13 protein-coding genes are annotated in these 20,683 nt (G+C 34.6%); 1 reads left to right on the top strand and 12 read right to left on the bottom strand.

All coding sequences use genetic code 11. The features are described from left to right. Window positions 1-31: 31 nt before the first annotated feature. The 10 genes from JHL15_RS20850 to tsf all read right to left on the bottom strand — a co-directional run bounded on the left by JHL15_RS20850 (window position 32) and on the right by tsf (window position 17,132). The gene (locus tag JHL15_RS20850; RefSeq protein WP_200249022.1) at window positions 32-472 is read right to left on the bottom strand and encodes a DUF6759 domain-containing protein; all 441 of its coding nucleotides are present in this window, start codon (window positions 470-472) and stop codon (window positions 32-34) included. 62 nt (window positions 473-534) lie between these two features. Beyond that, window positions 535-1,131 carry a DUF6759 domain-containing protein gene (locus JHL15_RS20845; protein WP_200249021.1) on the bottom strand — a complete coding sequence of 199 codons (597 nt, stop codon included), beginning with the start codon at window positions 1,129-1,131 and terminating at the stop codon, window positions 535-537. 16 nt (window positions 1,132-1,147) lie between these two features. Further along, the gene (gene trmB, locus JHL15_RS20840; protein WP_200249018.1) at window positions 1,148-1,825 is read right to left on the bottom strand and encodes a tRNA (guanosine(46)-N7)-methyltransferase TrmB; all 678 of its coding nucleotides are present in this window, start codon (window positions 1,823-1,825) and stop codon (window positions 1,148-1,150) included. A gap of 94 nt (window positions 1,826-1,919) precedes the next feature. After that, the gene (locus JHL15_RS20835) at window positions 1,920-2,696 is read right to left on the bottom strand and encodes a DUF6759 domain-containing protein (RefSeq protein ID WP_200249015.1); all 777 of its coding nucleotides are present in this window, start codon (window positions 2,694-2,696) and stop codon (window positions 1,920-1,922) included. A 177-nt stretch (window positions 2,697-2,873) separates the two neighbouring features. After that, window positions 2,874-3,662, bottom strand: coding sequence for a hypothetical protein (locus JHL15_RS20830; protein ID WP_200249013.1), 789 nt, complete (start codon window positions 3,660-3,662; stop codon window positions 2,874-2,876). Window positions 3,663-3,814: 152 nt separating this feature from the next. Continuing rightward, complete coding sequence (locus JHL15_RS20825; protein WP_200249010.1) at window positions 3,815-7,219, bottom strand: T9SS type B sorting domain-containing protein; 3,405 nt, start codon at window positions 7,217-7,219, stop codon at window positions 3,815-3,817. Window positions 7,220-7,331: 112 nt separating this feature from the next. Continuing rightward, window positions 7,332-10,157 carry a T9SS type B sorting domain-containing protein gene (locus tag JHL15_RS20820; protein WP_200249006.1) on the bottom strand — a complete coding sequence of 942 codons (2,826 nt, stop codon included), beginning with the start codon at window positions 10,155-10,157 and terminating at the stop codon, window positions 7,332-7,334. 134 nt (window positions 10,158-10,291) lie between these two features. Next, window positions 10,292-13,096 (bottom strand): T9SS type B sorting domain-containing protein, encoded by a 2,805-nt coding sequence (locus tag JHL15_RS20815; protein WP_200249003.1) that lies wholly within the window; start codon window positions 13,094-13,096, stop codon window positions 10,292-10,294. 126 nt (window positions 13,097-13,222) lie between these two features. Beyond that, window positions 13,223-16,039, bottom strand: coding sequence for a T9SS type B sorting domain-containing protein (locus JHL15_RS20810; RefSeq protein WP_200249001.1), 2,817 nt, complete (start codon window positions 16,037-16,039; stop codon window positions 13,223-13,225). Between the two features lie 265 nt (window positions 16,040-16,304). Further along, window positions 16,305-17,132: a translation elongation factor Ts gene (tsf, locus tag JHL15_RS20805; protein ID WP_200248999.1), complete on the bottom strand. Its 828-nt coding sequence runs from the start codon at window positions 17,130-17,132 to the stop codon at window positions 16,305-16,307. Between the two features lie 144 nt (window positions 17,133-17,276). Here tsf and JHL15_RS20800 point away from each other — a divergent pair, with 144 nt between their 5' ends. Next, complete coding sequence (locus JHL15_RS20800) at window positions 17,277-17,987, top strand: DUF6759 domain-containing protein (RefSeq protein WP_200248998.1); 711 nt, start codon at window positions 17,277-17,279, stop codon at window positions 17,985-17,987. A gap of 60 nt (window positions 17,988-18,047) precedes the next feature. Here the strand turns inward: JHL15_RS20800 and JHL15_RS20795 are convergent, their stop codons facing one another. After that, window positions 18,048-19,004 (bottom strand): acetyl-CoA carboxylase carboxyltransferase subunit alpha, encoded by a 957-nt coding sequence (locus JHL15_RS20795; RefSeq protein ID WP_200248997.1) that lies wholly within the window; start codon window positions 19,002-19,004, stop codon window positions 18,048-18,050. 47 nt (window positions 19,005-19,051) lie between these two features. Then, a complete protein-coding gene (gltX, locus tag JHL15_RS20790; RefSeq protein WP_200248996.1) occupies window positions 19,052-20,563 on the bottom strand; it encodes a glutamate--tRNA ligase in 1,512 nt (503 codons plus the stop codon). Window positions 20,564-20,683 lie beyond the last annotated feature (120 nt).

The following is a 20,683-nucleotide window of genomic DNA, read 5'->3' as shown; positions in this document are numbered from 1 at the left end:
AATTAGTGGCTTTTTTATTGTATTTCTTTTTTTAATTAGATAAAGTTATTGAATAAGAACTTGAAATGAATTTAGTAGACTGGTACACTGAATTACATACCATTCCCGATACCTTATAACTTTGGTTCTTTGGAAGCATTACATATCCTATTTTGTTTGCACCAATAGGTATTTTTCTATAATAATTATTCCCAGTGATGGTAAGAACCATATTACAAGGAGATTTATTTTCTACAGAAAAAGATGTTTGCGTGCTGCCGGAAGAATCGTTTAAGAGATCATTTAATACTTGAGTCGTTTCAGGTTTGTAGGTTTTTAATAACTCATTATATTCTCTCTCTGTACTAGCAGCTGAATTTGCATTGGTACTAGTAGGATAGGTTTTTCTTACAGGGTAATTGTTGTAATTAACACTACAGTTAACTAATGCCAACGATGCAATAATGCCAGAAAAGGTTAGTATCTTTTTCATATAAATTTTTGAACAGTAAATGTAAGATTTTACTTTTTATTTATGAAATTATCATTCCCTACCTAATCACTATTGTTTATAGTTAGAATTATATTTCTTTTAATTTCCTTCTTAGTATGGTATTTTAAATCACATACATTGCTTTCAAGAGTGTAGTTTCCTTTCTTTATAACAATAAAATTTTCATCATTAGCGGGAATTGCCAAATTGTAGAAATGATCACCTTTAATCTTTAATACAAGATTGCAATCGGAATTATTTCTAAACAGTAGAATGCATTCTTTTCGTGTAATATCCTCGTTGAACATGGTATTAAGAAGTTTAACTGTCTTGTCTTTGTGCTTGTCAGAACTTTTAGTAATTAATCTTTTAAATTCTTCAGCATCATCTGAATTTTTATGTGGCATTTCAGAAATAATAGGTCTGGAAGCCATTGGTTTAGCATCCTTTTTACCTAATGTCCATTGCTGGTTTTTTAAGGCAATAAGCCGGGGTTTTAAAATGCTTCTTTTTGGATCCTCTGGATGGGCGTGTTTGAGATATTCTTCAATTTCCTTAATGTTTGTGCTTTTTAAGATGTTTTTTTTGCTCTTTTGAGCAGTAATGAATGTGGGAGTTAAGAAAGAGAAGAATAAGATTGCTAAAATTTTTTTTTTCATCAAATGTATTTAGGGGTTAACTTATTCGGAATTTTATATAAGTAATAGTTTTTCCTTTTGCGGAAAAGAGTTCTTCATAATATGTTTTTATATCTCTTAAGTGTTTTGTATCCGGATCATATTCAGGTGCTCCGTAAATGTCATGATGAGCTGAGATGATTTCATAACCGGCTCCTTGTAAAAAACCTAGAGTATATCCATGTAAGAATTCAGAATCAGTTTTTAAGTGAATGACTCCACCAGGTTTTAGGAATTTTTTATAACGCTCCAGAAAATCAGGATGAGTTAATCTGTGTTTAGTACGTCTGTATTTGATCTGTGGATCAGGAAAGGTGATCCATATCTCATCTACTTCGTTTTCTGCGAAAAAATTATCGACTAATTCTATCTGGGATCTTAAAAAAGCAACATTAGACATATTATTTTCTACAGCTTCTTTCGCGCCGAACCAAAATCTTGCCCCTTTAATGTCTATTCCTATGAAGTTTTTTTCAGGAAATGTTTTGGCAAGACCTACTGAATATTCACCTTTTCCACATCCTAGTTCAAGAACAATAGGATTGTCGTTCTTGAAGAAATTTGTTCTCCACTTTCCCTTAAGTTCGAAGCCATTTAAAGCTTCTTCTCTTGTAGGTTGAATAACGTTAGGTAATATTTTATTTTCTTCGAATCTTGCTATTTTATTTTTGCCCATGAGTATAAATGAAAATCTGGCAAAAATAACGAATTATATGTATAATACGTTTCTTTTTTACCTGTAAAAGACGTTTTGTTTTTTTGTTTTTGATCTATTTGGAATCCGAAGAACCCAGAGCAACCATTAGTGGTTTTTGAATTGTTTTTTGAGAAGCGTACTGAGCCCCGCAAACAAGACTGGTAAAGAGGTAATCTCCTTTTGGTATAACAACAGAGCTTTCATTGTGAGCAGGAACTGCTAGTCTGTATTTAGTAGTACCGATTCCTTCCATTCTTACAATAATGTTACAGTCGGATTTATTCTCTATGAGAACGATACATTCTTTAGTCATAGGATCATTATCAAAAAGGGAGTTCAGTATTTGTACAGTTTTGTTTTTGTGTTCTGTAGGAGAAACGGACATCAACATATTAAACTCTTCAGCTTCAGCATCCGGAATAGCTACAGTAGTGGATGATGTATTGACAACGATGGCATTCTTTGCGTTACTTGGAGTATAAACCACAGTAGATTGTTTAGCGGCTAATTCTGCTTTGTATTTGGCGATTTGCTTTTGCTTAATGATAGCATTCATTTCATCAAAAGTAATCTTAGTGGAAGGTCGCCTTTTAAGTAATGCAAGCATTTCCTGCATTTCCTTTACCTTTTGATCTTCGGGATGTGCATTTTTTATATAATCCTTCATCATCTCCATCACCCGAGGCTTTAAAACTGATCTACGCGGATCATCGGGATGGGCATCTCTCAAAAAGGCATTGATCTCGTAAATGTTCTTACTTTTCACAATGTTGGTGTAGTCCTTTCCTTTTTTTTGAGCAGAAAGACCTATAAATAGGGTAGTAAAAAAGAATAAAAGTAACTTTTTCATCTGACAAATATTAAGTTAAAAATTTGGTGTTTCTCCTTAATTTGCATTCAGGTCAGTTAGTCTCTTATGTAATAACGAAATAGTGTTGTTTTTATTTAACACTCATTCGTGAGATAAAATTAAGAATATATTATTTATTAACAAATATTTCTTAAAAATATCCCTATTTATTGAGAATTATTTTATAACATCCTGAAGATGAGAGTTCTTTAATCTTCTTTGGTAGATTGGTAAATATTTTTCTATTGGGATTTTTACTGCTTCGAAATTACCTGCCTGGATATATGGCTGTATATTTTCCGAAGAATAGACGAATTGTAAGAAGTTATCAATTAGATTTTCAGGAATTTTAAACTTCACAAAATAATCTTTACCTAAATAATTCTTTATCTGGGTAACAGAATTGTTCATGTTTTCATAGGCAACATAACGTTGCTTCTTCTTTCTTTCTCCGGATAATATATCATAAATACTTTCAAGACTGAAAGTTAATCCACCATCTCGAAGACCAGCTACAGGGAGCTGAGGAGGATTACCATCTCCCTTAGGTTCTGGAAGACCAATTACCTTTTTCAATTCAAGTGCTTTGTCCTTCTTTGCAAGTGCATTCACATCGTATCTTAGGTTTCCTGTAGGTTTGAATCTGCTTATTACAACTTCCTGTATATCATGATAAGCTATTTTCAATTCGATTAAACTTTTAGCGCCAAACATTTGTGGGGTAAGCTGAATGTCTTTTCGCTCTGTTACAATGGATGTAAAACGGATAATATCTCCAGGATTAGCCTGAATATTAAAGTCACCATTATAATCTGTAAGAACAGTTCTTTGGGTATTGAGATTGGTTACATAAACCTGATTAAGATATAATATTGAATTATCTCTGAGGAATACTTCCCCTGAATATATTTGGGCATTGATCTTAGCTATAAAAACCAATAGCAATAAAGTAATAAGTTTCTTCATACAATGGGCAAAATTACACAGAATTACCTCAATTTATACCTATATAGATAGTGAAAACAGGTTAAAGTTATATTAAACTTTGGTTCATAATTGTTAATGAATGTTATAACCTTTATTTTAAAACCGGTTTAGATAAAAACTACAGTGATTAACTACCTGTTTTTCACAAGCAACCAGCTTGAATATTTTACTAATGTAGTGGTTATGGTTCCGGACTCAGTCCAGCTTAAAGTGTACCAATAAGTTGCCGTATTTACAGGTCTTCCGCCTAATCTTCCATCCCATGTAAAACGATTGGAGGAGGTTCCTCTGAAGATTTCTGCACCATATCTGTCATAGATTCTAAATTCAAGATTGTCTTTTGTCATTAATGCAGAATAGTCAATATTATCATTATGGGCATCGTCATTTGGAGTGATCGTATTGATAAGATTAATAATAGTAAAAGGTTTTTGAACGTCATTACATCTTTTTGAATCCCTTACATAGACAATGTAACTTCCCCGAGGTAAATTTTGGAAGACATTTGAGGTCTGCCAGCTAACACCATCCAGCGAATATTGATATGGGGGAGTTCCTCCGCTTACTCCAATTGTCACAGTGGTTCCATTAATATTTATCGAGACAATAGTTGGAGACTCCGCTTCAATGACATTTACATGTTGTTTGTAAATGCAGCCATTATATTGCAGGTCTACCCAGTAACTTCCTACGGGTACGTTAGAAATAGATGGGGTAGTAGCACCAGTACTCCAAAGATAACTTTCAAAACCAGAGCCGGCGTCCAGTGTTGTTTTTGTGTTAGGACAGATAATTACATCATTAAGTATATCTGATCGCTTAGGAGTTTTTATAGTCATTATAATCTTTCCTATTTGCGAGCATACACCAGGCTTTTCAAACCTTACATAAATAGTCTGGGTACCTGTTATCGTTACCGGATTACTAAGCGGGTTGATGTTATTTTGGGCATCACTTAAGCTTCCATGAAAACTAAAAGTTACGAGAGGATCTGTAGTAAATTGTGTAATATATGCACCTAGATCAACCTGTTTGATACCATCTAAATCATCATCACAAAAGCTTTCTGTAACTGTGTCTTTAATTAAAGGTATCCTGGCTCCGATTGTAAAAGTTAATGGTTGAACAACTTTTGCACATCCATCCGGTGAGTCTACTCTTATATAAATAATGGTGGAGGCACTGAAGCTCCATGTGTTAGGTAAATTATTTGTACCTCCCGCGTTTGCATCGACCAAACTAGCATAATATCTTACATTTGTAAAGTAAGTGCTGTTGGTGAGTACCAAAGGAGTGATATTAGATAAAATAACTGTAACGATACCATCAAAATTATCATCACAGAAGATTCCATTATAGTTTTGCAAAACAATAGCTACAGGATAAAGATTGAGGGTGATTTTAGCAATACTTTTACAGCCGGAAGGATTTTTTACCACTGCGAAAACAACAGTTCCATTTGTTGCTGTGTAGGAGTTTGTATTGGTAATTAATGCTGCTGCATTTTCTGTTTGTGCATCCAGAAGTGTAGGATAGTAAGTAATCGTTACAGGACTGTTGTTGGTCACGTTTGCCAAAGTAAGATTAAAGGTTCCCTGTCCATTTATATCACAGGCAGAAAGAGAGGTGTCAGTCACGGTTAAAACCTGAATATTTATTGTTACGGTCACAGTCTCGCAATCCGGAAAATCCGGATCATTACCGCAAAAAGTATAGGTGAATGTATCGGTTCCTGCTGTACCTGGATTAGTAACATTATAAGTAATCACACCTGTTGTAGGGTTTATCGTTGTTGTTCCTAATGTAGGAGGGGTTGTTACAGCTATGGTTGCAACCACAGGAGTTTGTTGAGAACTGCTAAAAGCTGGCGTTATTGTATGACTTGTACATACATTGTAAGAAGCAGTGCTCAGTTTAGTACAGTTTAATACTTTATAAGGTTCTGTAATAAGAGGGGCACAACTACCCATTGTGACAGCACAGGTATAATTTCCTGATTGTGTCGGAGTATAAGAGACATTAGTTGCACCAGGGATTAGAATTCCGTTTCTATACCATTGATAAGCATTATAAATAGTAGGATCCACTGTAAGAACAATCCCCGGAACACAATCTCCACCAGACTTCAAGATAACTGGTTGAGTTGGAAATCCTGCAAAGAAACCTCCATATCCTACCGCGTCACTACCCGCATTAATTCCCGCAGTAATAGCTTTGTCTGAAACTACAGTAATTGTTCCTGTAACATTGGGTATTCCATACGTTACCCAATTGTTGGTACCTGTCATATTAAAAGGACCTGTTGTAGGAGGAGGGGTGATCCCGTTTACGGTAACATTGGCGCCTTTTTCTGTAATAAGGTTAAGTTTTGTTGGGATGTTTAGAATCCCATTTGGATTATTATTAGAATGAACGAAGTTTTCATCTATGAAACCCAGTTCATTTATCTGTTTAGGAAGATAACAATTTAATGCAGGAATAAAATTAAAACCACCCGTGGCCACCTCGTCCACTGAAGCAGAGGTTCCTGCCAGCATTTGATAGATGTATGCATTTTTTGAGGTTTTAATATATAAATTATAGTGATTATTTCCTTGTAATTGATATTTGCTGTCTGGTATAACAAAATATTGACCTGTGTTTATTGTAGCAATAGGCACTAATTCATTATTAACACGGATTTGGGTATTATCTTCAGTGGCGATCACAAGCGCCATCTCCATATTTGCGCCAATGCTTCCATTTCCCTTTACAAGGGCAAACTCATTTCCAAGTCTGTCAACAGGAACCGCCTGATCCATTAAGATATCTGAGCTTGTAGGATAATTTCCGGCATATTGACCATTAAAGTTACCATTCGTAATATTGACCGGCTTGTTTGCAACTATTTTTGCACCGATAAAACCATCGAAATTTCCTGCTATATCTCCTATTCCATCAATTATGTATGACTTTCCTTTATTGAGTGTAAAAGTCATCGTTGGATTAGTAGCGCCGGTTGTCCCATTTGAAAATTGTACGGTAGGTTTGTATCCGGATATAGTAACTGTGGTATTGTCCTCAGTGGCCAGAATACTGGTCATGAAATTTAAAATGATATTGTTGATACTAAGTGGAGCGTTGGCCGCATAAAAAGTCTTTCCTGTTGATGGAATACCTTTAGAGGTAATAATTTCAGCATGGTTGAAAACTGAGAATCTTAAATTAGCATAAAAAGGAAATTCTGCTTTTAAATAAAGTCCTTTTGATGTAGGTGTGAAGAGATCGGTTTGCTGAGTTGTAATAATATAATCTCGAAGGACATCAAATTTCTGAGGATTATTCTTACTGATATTTACAGTGCCAATAAGAATGTTATTATTATAAATACTTACCGGGAATGAGGTTGTTCGGTTAGTAGACAAGTATAATTTTTGATAAGGATTTGGGTTTCCTGTTCTATCTACCATTGGGGCAAACCAATGCTCCCTGTCTAATTGAGCAAATACAGACGTGAAAATAAAAAATATAAATAAAAAAGATAGAGTTTTCTTCATTTAGTACCAGCTTTTAAGACAAATTTAATAATAAAAAGTAGTAATATGTTGAAAAAATAATAAAAAAACCACGATTTCAAATCGTGGTTTTCATATAGATATTTTTAAAAGGTTATTCTCTGTTTTTTACTAAGATCCAACCAGAATATTTTATTGGAGTTTGTCTTTTATTAGGCTCATTCCAGCTAATGTCAAACCAATAGTTTCCAGTAGATAGTCTTTTGCTTCCGTTGGTTGTTCCATTCCATTTATATCCGTTGGTTTTATCCCCCTGATAAATTTTAGCCCCATATCGATCATATATATTAAAGGTCAAATTAGTTTTATGGGAAAGAGATGAATAATCAATAACATCATTTATTCCATCATCATTTGGAGTAATTACATTGACAAGATTTGGAATTGTAACAGATACATTAATTGGATCACAATCATATGCGTCTTTAACGTACACTATTACATCACCTCTGGCAATATTATTAAACACATTAGAATCCTGCCAGTTGATATTGTCTATCGAATATTTATATGGCGGAGTTCCGCCTATAGCGGAAACAGTTATAGAGTTACTTGTTACATCAACATTAGAAATAACAGGCTGTTCAGCAGCATATACATTCACAGTTTGTGATGTAGTACACTCTCCTGTTTTTAGTTTTACTGAATAGGTACCAACACCTACATTGGTTATGGTTTGGGTCGTAGCACCAGTACTCCATAAGTAAGATGCGAATCCAGGGCCTGCATCAAGGGTCGTTTTATCCTCCATACAGATGATCTTGTCAACTAATACTGTAGATTTTACCGGAGCAAGTACAGTAAGAGATACTTCAGCTACTCTGTAGCATCCATTTGCATTAATCACTTTGATATATACAACTCCTGTTGGGGCAACATAAGCAGTTGGGTTTGTAATTTCATTAGTTCCATTAATAGCATCAGTTGGCGAAGGATAATATTTCTTTGTCACACCCGTTTGCGTTGTTACAGAAGCTGTTGTCAGGTTGAAAAGACCTGTTGCGATATTTTGCTCAAGGAAACAAGTTCTTAATGCTGCATTATTTACAACTGGTGTTGATGAGACTGTTAAGGTTAATGTTACCTGCTCACAGTCGATAAACTCAGGAGCATTTCCACAGAACTTATAAACGATCGTATCTGTACCAAAATATCCAAAATTAGGAACATAGGTGATCACTCCTGTTACAGGATCAATGGAAGCTGTTCCATTAGCTGGTGGAGTTACAATGGTTACAGTTCCTGGAACATAAGTTTGAGTTGAATTTGTGAATTCAGGAACAATAGCTTGAAAGCCTTCACACATAGTCAATGACTTTGTGGATTGCTGAAGACATGAAAATACTTTATAAGGAGGGGTTGTTTCAGGAGGGCAGCTTCCCACAGTAATTCTTACAGTGTAATTTCCTGCCTGAGTCGGAGTGTAAGAATTAGTAGTTGCACCTGGTATTGGATTTCCATTTAATGACCATTGATAAGTTTCAAAACTGTCATCTACTTCCAATACTATTCCCGGAATACAATCTCCCGTTTGTTTTGCGATTACCGGTATGGAAGAGAATCCAGCAAAATATCCACCATAACCGGCGGTGCTATATCCACCATTAATTCCAGCAGTTACGGCTTTGGTAGATGTAATAGTCACGTTTCCTGTAATTCCTTGTATGGCATAAGTTACCCATTGTGTATTTCCTGTAAGTGGATATGGTCCTTGTGCTGCAGTAGGTGTTGTACCATTTACGGTTACAGCTGCACCTGCTTCAGTCAGAATGTTAAGTTTTAAAGTGACGGGGTAGGTAGTGTTAGTAGGCATTTCCTGAACTTTACCAATCTCATCAATTTTTCTTGGTAAAAAACAGTTTAATGGGGGGATATAGTTATAACCTCCTGTATTGTTGGCTTGAGTAGCACCTATTAATTGGTATAAATATACATTTTTAGTGGTACGTATATAAATATTAGAATGTCCCCCGGCTTGAGTGGCATATGCATTTGCCAAGATTCTATAGTAGTCTCCTTCATTAATCGTTGCTACAGGTGTTGTTCCTGCATTAAGGTAGATCTCAGTGTTATTTTCTGTTGCAACGATAATCCCACCTTCCATATTATCCTGGCTGGTAGAAATACTTTTTACCATGGCAAATTCATTTCCAAGACGATCAGTAGGTACAGATTGATCCATAATTAAATCAGAACCATCAGGAAAACCTCCTCCAATAGTAGCATAAAAGCCATTAGAATTACCATTAGTAACAGAAATTGGTTTATCAGAAACTATTTTTGAACCTATAAATCCTGTTTGGTTGGCAACTGTATTTCCGACACCAGCCAGGATATAAGACTGGCCTTTATTTAAAGTTGTAGTTAATGATAGGGGAGGAGTTGTGTTGTTAATGAATTGTATGTTAGGATCATATCCTGAAATAGTAACGGTTGTATTATCTTCCGTTGCCATTATCCCTGTGGTAAAGTTATTCGTTGTTGAGGAAACTGTCAAAGGAGCGGCGGCAGCATAGAATTTATTTCCAATGCCCGCTTTTCCTTTTGAGGTAATGATTTCTCCGTGAGAGCTATTGAATATTCTTAAAGATGTAAAATAAGGTTTATCTCCTTTAGTATACACACCTAAATTTGTTGGAACTAGAGCGCTTGAAGAGCTTGTTGTTTTAATAAATGAAGCATTTAATGTAAATGATTGAGGATTATTTTTACTAATAGTAACTGTTCCAATAACGGTATTATTGCTGTAAATTTTTACATCAAAGGGGGTAACCGAATCTGTTGAAAAATATAAAGCATGTTTATAGTCAGTTGATGAGCTGTCAAAATAGGGGGCAAACCAATGGTCTGTATCACGTTGTGCAAAAACCGTATTTGTTGTAATTAAAATTAAAAATAGACTAAGTAGAAATTTTTTCATTGATTAGGGAATTAGGATTGTTGCAAAAATAATAGATTATTTGATATATAATAATATATTTTTAAAAAAATGCATAATCCAATAAAATAAACCATGATTATTAGATCATGGTTTGTAAATAATGTAATTAGTGTTTAGTTTCTATTTTTCACTAAAATCCATCCTGTGAAAGTAATTTGAGTTTTTTCTTTGTTGGGTTCGTTCCAGTTAAGATGATACCAATAAGTTCCAGTGCCTATTTTCTTGCCAAGATGTTTACCATCCCATTTGTAATTGTTGAATTTTTCACCAGTGAAGATTTTGTTACCATACCTATCATAGATTACGAAAATAAGATTTTCTTTATAGGCCAATGCGCTATAGTCTATATAATCATTATGCCCGTCATCATTTGGAGTAATGGCATTAATCAGATTAGGAACTGTAACTTCGACTGAAACAGGGGTACAATTGTTAATATCTTTTACATAGAATGTATGCTGTCCCCTTGAAAGGTTCGTGAATACATTGGAGTCTTGCCAATTAGATGTTCCATCTACTGTGTATTTATATGGAGAAGTTCCTCCGTTCACAATAACAGTTGCTGTGCTGTTTGAAATTTCCACCTTAGTAATAACAGGATCTGGAGTTTTAAATACCCTTACAGTTTGTGTTACAAAGCATCCATCTTTTCCAAGAATAACATGGTATTCACCAACAGAAACTCCCTCAATAGCTTGTGTTGTTGCTCCGGTACTCCATTGATATGACTGGTAGCCAGGACCTGCATCCAAATTTGTTCTTGAATCTATACAAATATATTTATCAACTAAGGTTGGAGATTTTTTTATTGGTTTTGCAATTAATGTAATTTTTGCAATTCCTGTACATCCTTCATTGCTTGTTATTTTAACATATACAACCCCTCCTGTAGAAGCATAATTTGTAGGTGTTGTAATTTCATTGGTATTTGCATTTAAGTCCGCGAGAGTTGGATAAAATCTTTTAGTGACAGGTGTGAGGTCAATGACATTAGCTGTTGTTAAATCAAAATAAGCTTTATCCTCATATTGACATGCTTCTAATGTTGCATCTTTTACAATGAAAGGAACTACTGTCAGATTTACAGTTACTGTTTCGCAATCTATAAATTCCGGTGCATTTCCACAGAAAGTATATACAATCATATCAGAGCCTAAAAAGCCAGATGTAGGTGTATAAGTAATTATTCCGGTTGAAGGATTTAAGACTGCTGTTCCATGAGTAGGGGCTGTTAAGATTGAAACTGTACTTGGAACAGGTGTTTGCGTTGAGCTTGAAAAAGTTGGAGTAATTATTTTGGTAGCACAAGCATTAATATTAGTTGTTGTATTCTTAATACAGTTGAAAACTTTATATATAGGAGTCGTCACGGGTATGCACGTTCCCATTCCCACTTTCACAGTGTAGTTTCCCGATTGTGTAGGGGTATATGTGCTATTCGTTGCGCCTGGAATAGCTATATTGTTTAAATACCATTGATAAGTTTCATAGCCATCATCAACTTCAAGTATAATTCCAGGTACGCATTCACCAGCTTTTTTTGTGATTACAGGGACTGATGAGAAACCGGCAAAGTATCCTCCATATCCTGCTGTACTATATCCACCATTAATTCCTGCGGTTACTGCTTTAGTAGAAGTAATTGAAACATTTCCTGAAATTCCTTCGATAGCATAGGTTTGCCATTGGGTATTTCCTGTTAGTGGGTAAGGCCCTTGGGCTGCTGTAGGAGCTATCCCATTTACTAAAACGGTTGCCCCAGTCTCTGTTAAAATATTTAATTTAAGTGTAATAGAGTTTGTAATGCCTGGCATTTGGTTAATATTTCCAATTTCATCAATTTTTCTGGGTAAAAAGCAATTCAAAGGAGGGATATAGTTGAACCCTCCCGTGGCAGTAGTAGGCCCAACCGCTACAAGCTGGTAGAGGTAAACATTTTTTGAGGTTGAAATAAACATATTTGAATGTACTCCTCCTCCATTTTGCATAATATAATTTGTTTCATTAACTCTATACCATTGTCCTGCATTTATAGTAGCAGATGCTGTTGTAGAGCCGTTTATAAATATTTCAGTATTGTTCTCAGTTGCTATAATAATTCCACCTTCCATATTTTCGATAGGGGCAGTAGACCGGGTTTTAACCATGGCAAATGCATTACCAAGCCTTTCTATAGGAACGGATTGATCGAGGATAGGGTCAGAACCTACTATATTTTGAGCTCCAAAATTTCCATTACAACTTCCATTAGTGAGAGAAATAGGTTTATTTGCAATCACTCTGGCTCCAATAAATCCTGTAAGGTTTGGATGGCTGCTTCCAGAGCCAGCAAATAAAAAGGACTGGCCTTTATTTAAAATAAAAGTGTGAGAATTTCCTGTAGGAGCTCCTCCAATAAATGTTAGGCCAATAGTATTCCATGATACGGTTACAGTGGTATTGTCTTCTGTCGCTAGAATTCCTGCGGTAAAGTTATAAAGAGAGCTTGTTGACGTGTTTGGACTTGATGCTACGAAAAACTCTTTACCAATACCTGCTTTTCCTTTACTTGTGATGATTTCTCCATGAGCACTCTGTGCCATTCTTAGGCTGCAATAATAAGGTTTATCGCCTTTAAGATACAATCCTTTATTTATGATTTTGAAAGCACTTGATGGAGAATTTGCCGATATATGGGTGTTGTTAAGGGTGTAGATTTGAGGATTCCCTTTACTGATTGTGATAGTAGCTATTAAGGTGTTATTATTATAGATTTTTACGTCAAATGGAGTAATAGAATCTGTAGAGAGATATAAGGCATTTGTGTATCCACCAATGGAGTCATAGTATGGAGCTATCCAATGCTCCGTATCTCGCTGTGCAAGTAATGTATTAATTATAAAAAAAACCAGTATGAAACTAAAAAGATTTTTTTTCATGGTATTGGGAATTATAATTTATACAAAAATAGTAGATTATTCAATATGTTTTAAAAATAATATATTATAATAGCAAAAAACCACGATTGGAGAATCGTGGCTTAATTATTTAATAATTATTTAATGTTAATTTCTATTTTTTACTAAAATCCATCCCGTGTATTTTATGGGAGTTTTTTCTTTGTTTGGTTCGTTCCAGTTAATATGATACCAATAAGTTCCGGTTACGATTTTTTTATCAAAATGCCTACCATCCCATCTGTAGTTATTGAATTTATCACCAGTAAATACTTTGTTCCCATATCTGTCATAGATAACAAATGTTAAATTCTCTTTGTATCCCAGTTCGCTATAATCAATGTAATCGTTGATGTTATCACCATTTGGAGTAATGGCGTTAATGAGATTAGGTACAGTAATTTCAACTGAAATTGGAGTACAATTGTTGGCATCTTTTACATAGAATGTATGTTGTCCCCTTGAAAGGTTCGTGAATACATTGGAGTCTTGCCAATTAGCTGTTCCATCTACTGCGTATTTATATGGAGGAGTTCCTCCGTTCACAATAACAGTTGCTGTAGTATTTGAAATTTCGATTTGAGTAATAACAGGATCCTGAGTTTTAAATACTCTTACGGTTTGCGTTACAAAACATCCATCCTTTCCAAGAATAACATGGTATTCACCAACAGAGACTCCCTCGATAGCCTGTGTTGTTGCTCCGGTACTCCATTGGTAAGACTGGTAGCCTGGACCAGCATCCAAATTTGTTCTTGAATCTATACAGATATATTTATCAACTAAGGTTGGTGATTTCTTAATTGGTTTTGCAATTAATGTGATTTTTGCAATTCCTACACAACCTTCATTGCTTGTTATTTTAACATATACCACGCCTCCTGCTGAACCATAATTTGTAGGTGTTGTAATTTCATTGGTGTTTGCATTGAGATCCGCTAAAGTAGGATAGAATTTTTTAATTACGAGGTTAAAATCAATAACATTTGCTGTTGTTAAATCAAAATAAGCTTTATCCTCATATTGACATGCTTCTAATGTTGCATCTTTTACTATAAAAGGAACTACTGTCAGATTTACAGTTACTGTTTCGCAATCTATAAATTCTGGTGCATTTCCACAGAAAGTATAAACAATCATATCAGAGCCTAAAAATCCGGATGTAGGTGTATAAGTAATTATTCCGGTTGAAGGATTTAAGACTGCTGTTCCATGAGTAGGGGCTGTTAAGATTGAAACTGTACTTGGAACAGGAGTTTGCGTTGAGCTTGAAAAAGTTGGAGTAATTATTTTGGTAGCACAAGCATTAATATTAGTTGTTGTGTTCTTAATACAATTGAAAACTTTATATATAGGAGTAGTCACAGGAGTACATGTTCCCATTCCAACTGTCACAGTGTAATTTCCTGCTTGTAAAGGTGTGTAAGTATTCGTGGTGGCGCCAGGAATAGCTACACCGTTTAGATACCATTGATAAGTTTCATAGCCATCATCAACTTCCAGTATAATACCTGGAATACATTCCCCTATTTTTTTAGAAATTACAGGAATAGATGAGAAACCAGCAAAGTATCCACCATATCCTGCTGTACTATAACCACCATTAATTCCGGCGGTTACTGCTTTAGTAGAAGTAATTGACACATTTCCTGAAATTCCTTCGATAGCATAGGTTTGCCATTGGGTATTTCCTGTTAGAGGGTAAGGCCCTTGGGCTGCTGTTGGAGGGGTGTTATTTACTAAAACTGTGGCTCCGGTTTCAGTTAAAATATTTAATTTAAGACTAATACTACCTGTTGAGATGGTAGGCATCTCGTTAATTTTTCCAATTTCATCAATTTTTCTGGGTAAGAAACAGTTGAGAGGAGGTATGTAATTAAATCCACAGGTTGCATTACTGCCTCCTACGGCAACAAATTGATAGAGGTACACCTTTTTAGATGTGGAAATAAACATGTTGGAATGTGTTCCTGCTCCAGTTTGTGTAGCATAGGCTGTTTCGTTAATTCTATACCATTGTCCTGCGTTTATTGATGCTGCCGCTGTGGTCGAGCCATTTAAAAATATGTCAGTATTATCTTCAACTGCAATGATGATCCCACCTTCCATGTTTTCACTTGGAGCAGTTGATTTGGTTTTAACCATGGCAAATGTACTACCAAGTCTTTCTACTGGTACAGATTGATCCATAACGGCATCTGAACCTCCTGAGAACCCCAACCCAAAGTTACCATTACAGCTTCCGTTGGTGAGAGTAATAGGTTTGTCTGCTACCACTTTAGCTCCAATAAATCCGGTTAAATTTGCACTTTGACCTCCGTCGCCTGCAAATATAAAAGATTGTCCCTTATTTAATGTGAAAGTATGAGAGTTTCCTCCAGCTACTCCTCCAAAAAATGTTACACCCGTTCCGCTCCACGATACAGTGACAGTTGTATTATCCTCTGTAGCAAGAACTCCTGCAGTAAAGTTATAAAGAGTGTTGGTTGAAGTATTGGGACTGGTTGCTACAAAAAATTCTTTACCAATACCTGCTTTTCCTTTGCTCGTAATAATTTCTCCGTGAGCACTCTGTGCCATTCTTAAACTACAATAAAAGGGTTTATCAGCCTTAAGATAGAATCCTTTATTAATGACTTTGAAGCCGTCAACAGGATCGCTCGCAGAGATTAGGCTATTATCAGTTATAGTATAAACTTTTGGATCACCTTTGCTAATTGTGATGGTTGTAAGTAAAGTATTGTTATTATAAATTTTTACATCAAAGGGGGTGAGTGAATCTGTAGAAAGATACAAAGCGTTGTTGTATGTGCCAACATTGGAATTAGCATAAAAAGGGGCTATCCAATGTTCTGTATCTCGTTGTGCAAAAAGGGTATTAATTGTAAAAAAAACCAATACTAGACTGAGTAGAAATTTTTTCATAAACTTGGGAGTTAGGATTTCTACAAATTTAAAATAATATTTGATATATTATTAATAAATCACAAGTAAAATCAAAAAAATATTCTTTATTCTTTACTAAATACGGTTAAAATGTAAAGCTTATGATTTTGATTTGAATTTTATGTAATTGATTTTTCAAGCTTACTATATTATTTTATCCATAGGTTTTTTGAAAGAAGTCATTTATAAATAAAAATCCCGATGAAATTTTCATCGGGATCTATGTTATTTTCGAAATATAATATTAACCTAAGCTTACTCTTACAAATCCTGTAACTTTTAAATCTCCATTTACAGATTTCACATAGTCAGCAACAGATTGGCTATTATCTTTGATAAAAGCTTGGTGTACCAATGTGTTCTCCTTATAGAATTTCTGCATTTTTCCTTTAAGAATGTTATCGATAATATTTTCAGGCTTCCCTTCTTTTGTAAGAAGTTCTCTTTCGATTTCTAATTCTTTATCGATAGTTTCTTGAGAAACCATAGTTTCATCAAGAGCAATAGGATTCATAGCAGCAACTTGCATAGAAACAGCTTTTGCAACTTCGCTAGCTCCATCTGCTTTAGCAGAAAGAGAAGTAATTGCAGCAATTTTGTTTCCAGCGTGGATATAAGCTCCTAAGAAAGGTCCTTGAATTCTTTCAAAAGAACCAATTTCAATTTTTTCACCGATAACTCCTGTTTGCTCGATAAGTTTTTCAGCAACAGTGATTCCGTGGAAATCAGTAGCTAAAAGCTCCTCTTTAGTCGCTGCAAAAATAGCCATTTCAGCTAATTCATAAGCAAGCTCAATGAAAGCTTCGTTTTTAGCAACGAAATCAGTTTCACAATTTAAAGAGATAACAACACCTAGAGTGTTATCTTCATTTACTCTAGCGATAACAGCTCCTTCAGTAGATTCTCTGTCAGCTCTGTTAGCAGCAACTTTTTGTCCTTTTTTTCTAAGGATATCTACTGCTTTTTCGAAGTCTCCTTCAGCTTCAACTAAAGCTTTTTTGCAGTCCATCATACCTGCACCTGTTTGGTTTCTCAATTTTGCTACGTCTGCAGCAGCTGGTGTATAAGACATAATATCTATTATTTTTTTTATTAAGAATTAGTTTTGATTTTTTAGTTTATTTTTGAGCACTGCAAAGATAATGATTTTAATGACAAACTAAAAAATGACTTTTCACGTTATTTTCTTAGTTAATAATTTTTAAACATTTAGTTAATGAAAAAAATATTTCTCCTTATATTTTTATGCATTTTTACCCTTGGCTTTTCTCAAAAAAAGAAAAAGGCCAAATCTAAAGCTGTGGTAGAAAAAGAAACGCTTATCATCTATACTGAACAAGATGCTGAAAGCACAAAGGAGGCACGGGTTATTGCTGGCTTTTTAAAACAAAATCCTAACCATGCAAAAACAGATTATTTTAAAAGAAAGCTGATTGAAATTATCATGGCAGATAATTCTCCGGAAGCAAAACCTACTATTAAACCTATTAGTAAAGAGAAGATTGAAAAGATTGTTAAAAACAATGAATTAAATAGTGCTAAAACAATAGCTGTAAATTCCACACCTGCCACTATTGAGAAAAAGGTGAATTATGCAAGTGTAAGTAATACTAATAATACGAGTAGCAAAAAATCTGAGCCAAGTGAAGAAAGTAAAAGAACAGCTGCAATGTTGACTCATATTTTTAGTAATGACGATAATCTAAAAGAGGCATACATTAATATTAAAAACAGATCCAGCTGTAATCTGATTGTAAAAATTAGTGGAAAGAAATACTATAATCTTAGCGTTCCTGCAAAAGGACAAAATTTTATTCTCATTGATAAAGGGGAATATGTTTTGACAACAATGGTTTGTGATGCAAAATACTCATCATTAAAAAGGATAAACAAGGATATTGAATTAGAATTGAACGTATCTGAGTAGCGTTTGGATTTATAGATTAAAATTAAAAAAGGTTAAGAGTACACTCTTAACCTTTTTCTTTTATCCTTTAAATTGTCCCATTGCGATGAATTTTTCTTGTCGCTGGGTTTCTAATTCTTGTCCGGTAAATTTAGAAAATGCTTTAATGTTTTGTAAAATAGAGCTTTTCAAATTTAAGTATGCTGTTTCAGGATCATAGTGTGCTCCTCCAAGAGGCTCTTCAATAATTCCATCAATGAATTTTTCTCTCAAAGCATCTTGTGGAGTCAGGTTTAATGCATTAGCTGCATCTTCTTTGTGATCCCAGTTTCTCCATAATATTGATGAACAGCTTTCTGGTGCGATTACTGTATACCATGTGTTTTCCAGCATATATACCTTGTTTCCTACACCAATTCCTAATGCTCCCCCACTTGCTCCTTCACCAATAATATAAGTGAAAATAGGAGTTTTAAGTTGAACCATTTCAAAAATATTTCTGGCAATAGCTTCACCTTGTCCTCGTTCTTCAGCTTCTAAGCCCGGATATGCTCCTGGTGTGTCAACTAAAGTAACAACAGGGATATGAAATTTTTCAGCTAACTTCATTAGTCTCAAGGCTTTTCTATATCCTTCAGGATTTGGCATTCCAAATCTTCTGTACTGTCTTTCCTTTGTTGTTCTCCCTTTTTGGGTTCCTATGATCATTACTTTATGACCATCCAACGTAGCTAGTCCTCCAATCAGTGCAGGATCATCAGCAAAGTTTCTGTCTCCATGAAGTTCTAGGAAACTACCTTTATCTGCGATACCATTAATATGATCTAAGGCATAGGGACGATCAGGATGACGAGATAGTTGTACTCTTTGCCAAGGGGTAAGATTTCCATAGATTTCTTTTTTCTTTTCTATGATCTTGTCCTCAATCTGGCTACATGCTAATTTTACATCAACACCACTTTCTTCACCTACTAAAGAACATGTTTGGTATTGGTCCATTAATTCTTTTATAGGAAGTTCGAAACTTAAATATTCCATTCTTGAAGTAAATTATATCGTTCAAATTTATGAAAAATTATGAAACTCTATTTAAAATTATTAATAGCATTGTTTATTCTTGCTATACTTTCTTCTTTTCCAAGGAGTTCCAAAATATCCGGAACGTCTGGTCCTTTCAATTCTCCTACTAAAGCCAGACGAAGTGGCATCATCACTTTACCCATTCCAAGACCTTTATTTTCAGCAAAATCATGAACAGTCTGCTTCAATACTTCAGCATTAAATGATTCATTTTTTTCTAAAGTAATAGCCAATTCATTAAGAATGGTTGATGTTTCTTCATTCCATGCTTTTTTAGCTGCTTTTTCATCATATGAAATTGGAGCTTCAAAGAAAAACTTCCCATTTTCATAGATATCTTTTGGGAAAGTTGCTCTTTCCTTCATAAGATGTATTATTCTGATTAATTTTTCGTCAGAAATATGAGATAGTTCCAGATTGCTATTTCTTAGGATTATTAGAAGTTCCTGATCAGATTTTAATTGGATATATTGATGGTTAAACCATTCTGCTTTTTCTTTACTAAACCTAGCTCCTGCTTTGTGAACTTTATGAAGGTCAAATTCTTTAATCATTTCCTCTACAGGAAGAATTTCCTTATCATTGGCAGGGGACCAACCTAGCAAAGCTACCATGTTAATAAATGCATCAGGAAGATATCCATTTTCTCTGTATCCTTTAGAAATATTCCCTGTTTCAGGATCTTTGAAATCCAATGGAAATACAGGAAATCCAAATTTGTCTCCATCTCTTTTGCTAAGTTTTCCTTTTCCTTCAGGCTTTAAAATAAGTGAAAGATGTGCAAACTGTGGAGCTTCCCATTGCATTGCTTCATATAATAAAGTATGTAAACCTAAAGATGGTAACCATTCTTCTCCACGGATGACATGTGTTATTTTCATCTCATGGTCGTCAATGACATTGGCAAAATGATAAGTTGGCATTCCATCATTTTTAACCAAAACTTTATCATCCAAGGTGTTCGTGTTTACAGAAGATTTACCTCGAATAATATCTTCAAGGTTTAATGTTCTGTCAACCGGCATTTTGAATCTTACTACATAAGGTGTTTTGTTAAGTAGTAGAGTTTCGACATCAGCCTCAGAAAGAGAAAGACTATTTTTTAAACGATTTCTTGTTTTGTTATCATAAGAAAAAACATCTCCTTTCACTTCATATTCTGCTCTCACAGCATCCAATTCTTCAGGAGTATCAAAAGCCAAATAAGCATAATCCGTTTTTAGAATTTGTTCTGTATATCTATCATAAATGTCTCTTCTTTCAGATTGTCTGTAAGGAGCATATTTTCCTCCTTTTTTAGGACTTTCATCAGGAATGATCCCGCACCATTCTAAAGCTTCTTCAATATATTCTTCAGCTCCTTCTACATATCTGGCAGTATCTGTATCTTCAATTCTCAATACAAATTCTCCACCCCGGTTTTTAGCGAATAGATAATCATATAATGCGGTTCTTACACCTCCTAAATGCAAAGGTCCTGTGGGACTTGGAGCAAAACGTACTCTTACTTTCTCCATTATCAATTTTAATTTTATGCAAATTTACTTAAAATTATATTTTTTAGAAGCTAACAATGCTGGTTTATTTATAATAACTATACTTTATCTTGTTTTATAATTAAAAAGAGCAAATCAAAA

It is taken from the genome of Chryseobacterium paridis, assembly GCF_016595215.1.
GTDB classification, from domain to species: domain Bacteria; phylum Bacteroidota; class Bacteroidia; order Flavobacteriales; family Weeksellaceae; genus Chryseobacterium; species Chryseobacterium paridis.
This window is presented reverse-complemented; position numbering and strand designations above follow the sequence as displayed.

What these genes read in the sequence shown, in the direction of transcription:
- JHL15_RS20850 (WP_200249022.1), bottom strand. Translation starts at nt 472, where the DNA reads ATGAAAAAGATACTAACCTTTTCTGGCATTATTGCATCGTTGGCATTA.
- JHL15_RS20845 (WP_200249021.1), bottom strand. Translation starts at nt 1,131, where the DNA reads ATGAAAAAAAAAATTTTAGCAATCTTATTCTTCTCTTTCTTAACTCCC.
- trmB (WP_200249018.1), bottom strand. Translation starts at nt 1,825, where the DNA reads ATGGGCAAAAATAAAATAGCAAGATTCGAAGAAAATAAAATATTACCT.
- JHL15_RS20835 (WP_200249015.1), bottom strand. Translation starts at nt 2,696, where the DNA reads ATGAAAAAGTTACTTTTATTCTTTTTTACTACCCTATTTATAGGTCTT.
- JHL15_RS20830 (WP_200249013.1), bottom strand. Translation starts at nt 3,662, where the DNA reads ATGAAGAAACTTATTACTTTATTGCTATTGGTTTTTATAGCTAAGATC.
- JHL15_RS20825 (WP_200249010.1), bottom strand. Translation starts at nt 7,219, where the DNA reads ATGAAGAAAACTCTATCTTTTTTATTTATATTTTTTATTTTCACGTCT.
- JHL15_RS20820 (WP_200249006.1), bottom strand. Translation starts at nt 10,157, where the DNA reads ATGAAAAAATTTCTACTTAGTCTATTTTTAATTTTAATTACAACAAAT.
- JHL15_RS20815 (WP_200249003.1), bottom strand. Translation starts at nt 13,096, where the DNA reads ATGAAAAAAAATCTTTTTAGTTTCATACTGGTTTTTTTTATAATTAAT.
- JHL15_RS20810 (WP_200249001.1), bottom strand. Translation starts at nt 16,039, where the DNA reads ATGAAAAAATTTCTACTCAGTCTAGTATTGGTTTTTTTTACAATTAAT.
- tsf (WP_200248999.1), bottom strand. Translation starts at nt 17,132, where the DNA reads ATGTCTTATACACCAGCTGCTGCAGACGTAGCAAAATTGAGAAACCAA.
- JHL15_RS20800 (WP_200248998.1), top strand. Translation starts at nt 17,277, where the DNA reads ATGAAAAAAATATTTCTCCTTATATTTTTATGCATTTTTACCCTTGGC.
- JHL15_RS20795 (WP_200248997.1), bottom strand. Translation starts at nt 19,004, where the DNA reads ATGGAATATTTAAGTTTCGAACTTCCTATAAAAGAATTAATGGACCAA.
- gltX (WP_200248996.1), bottom strand. Translation starts at nt 20,563, where the DNA reads ATGGAGAAAGTAAGAGTACGTTTTGCTCCAAGTCCCACAGGACCTTTG.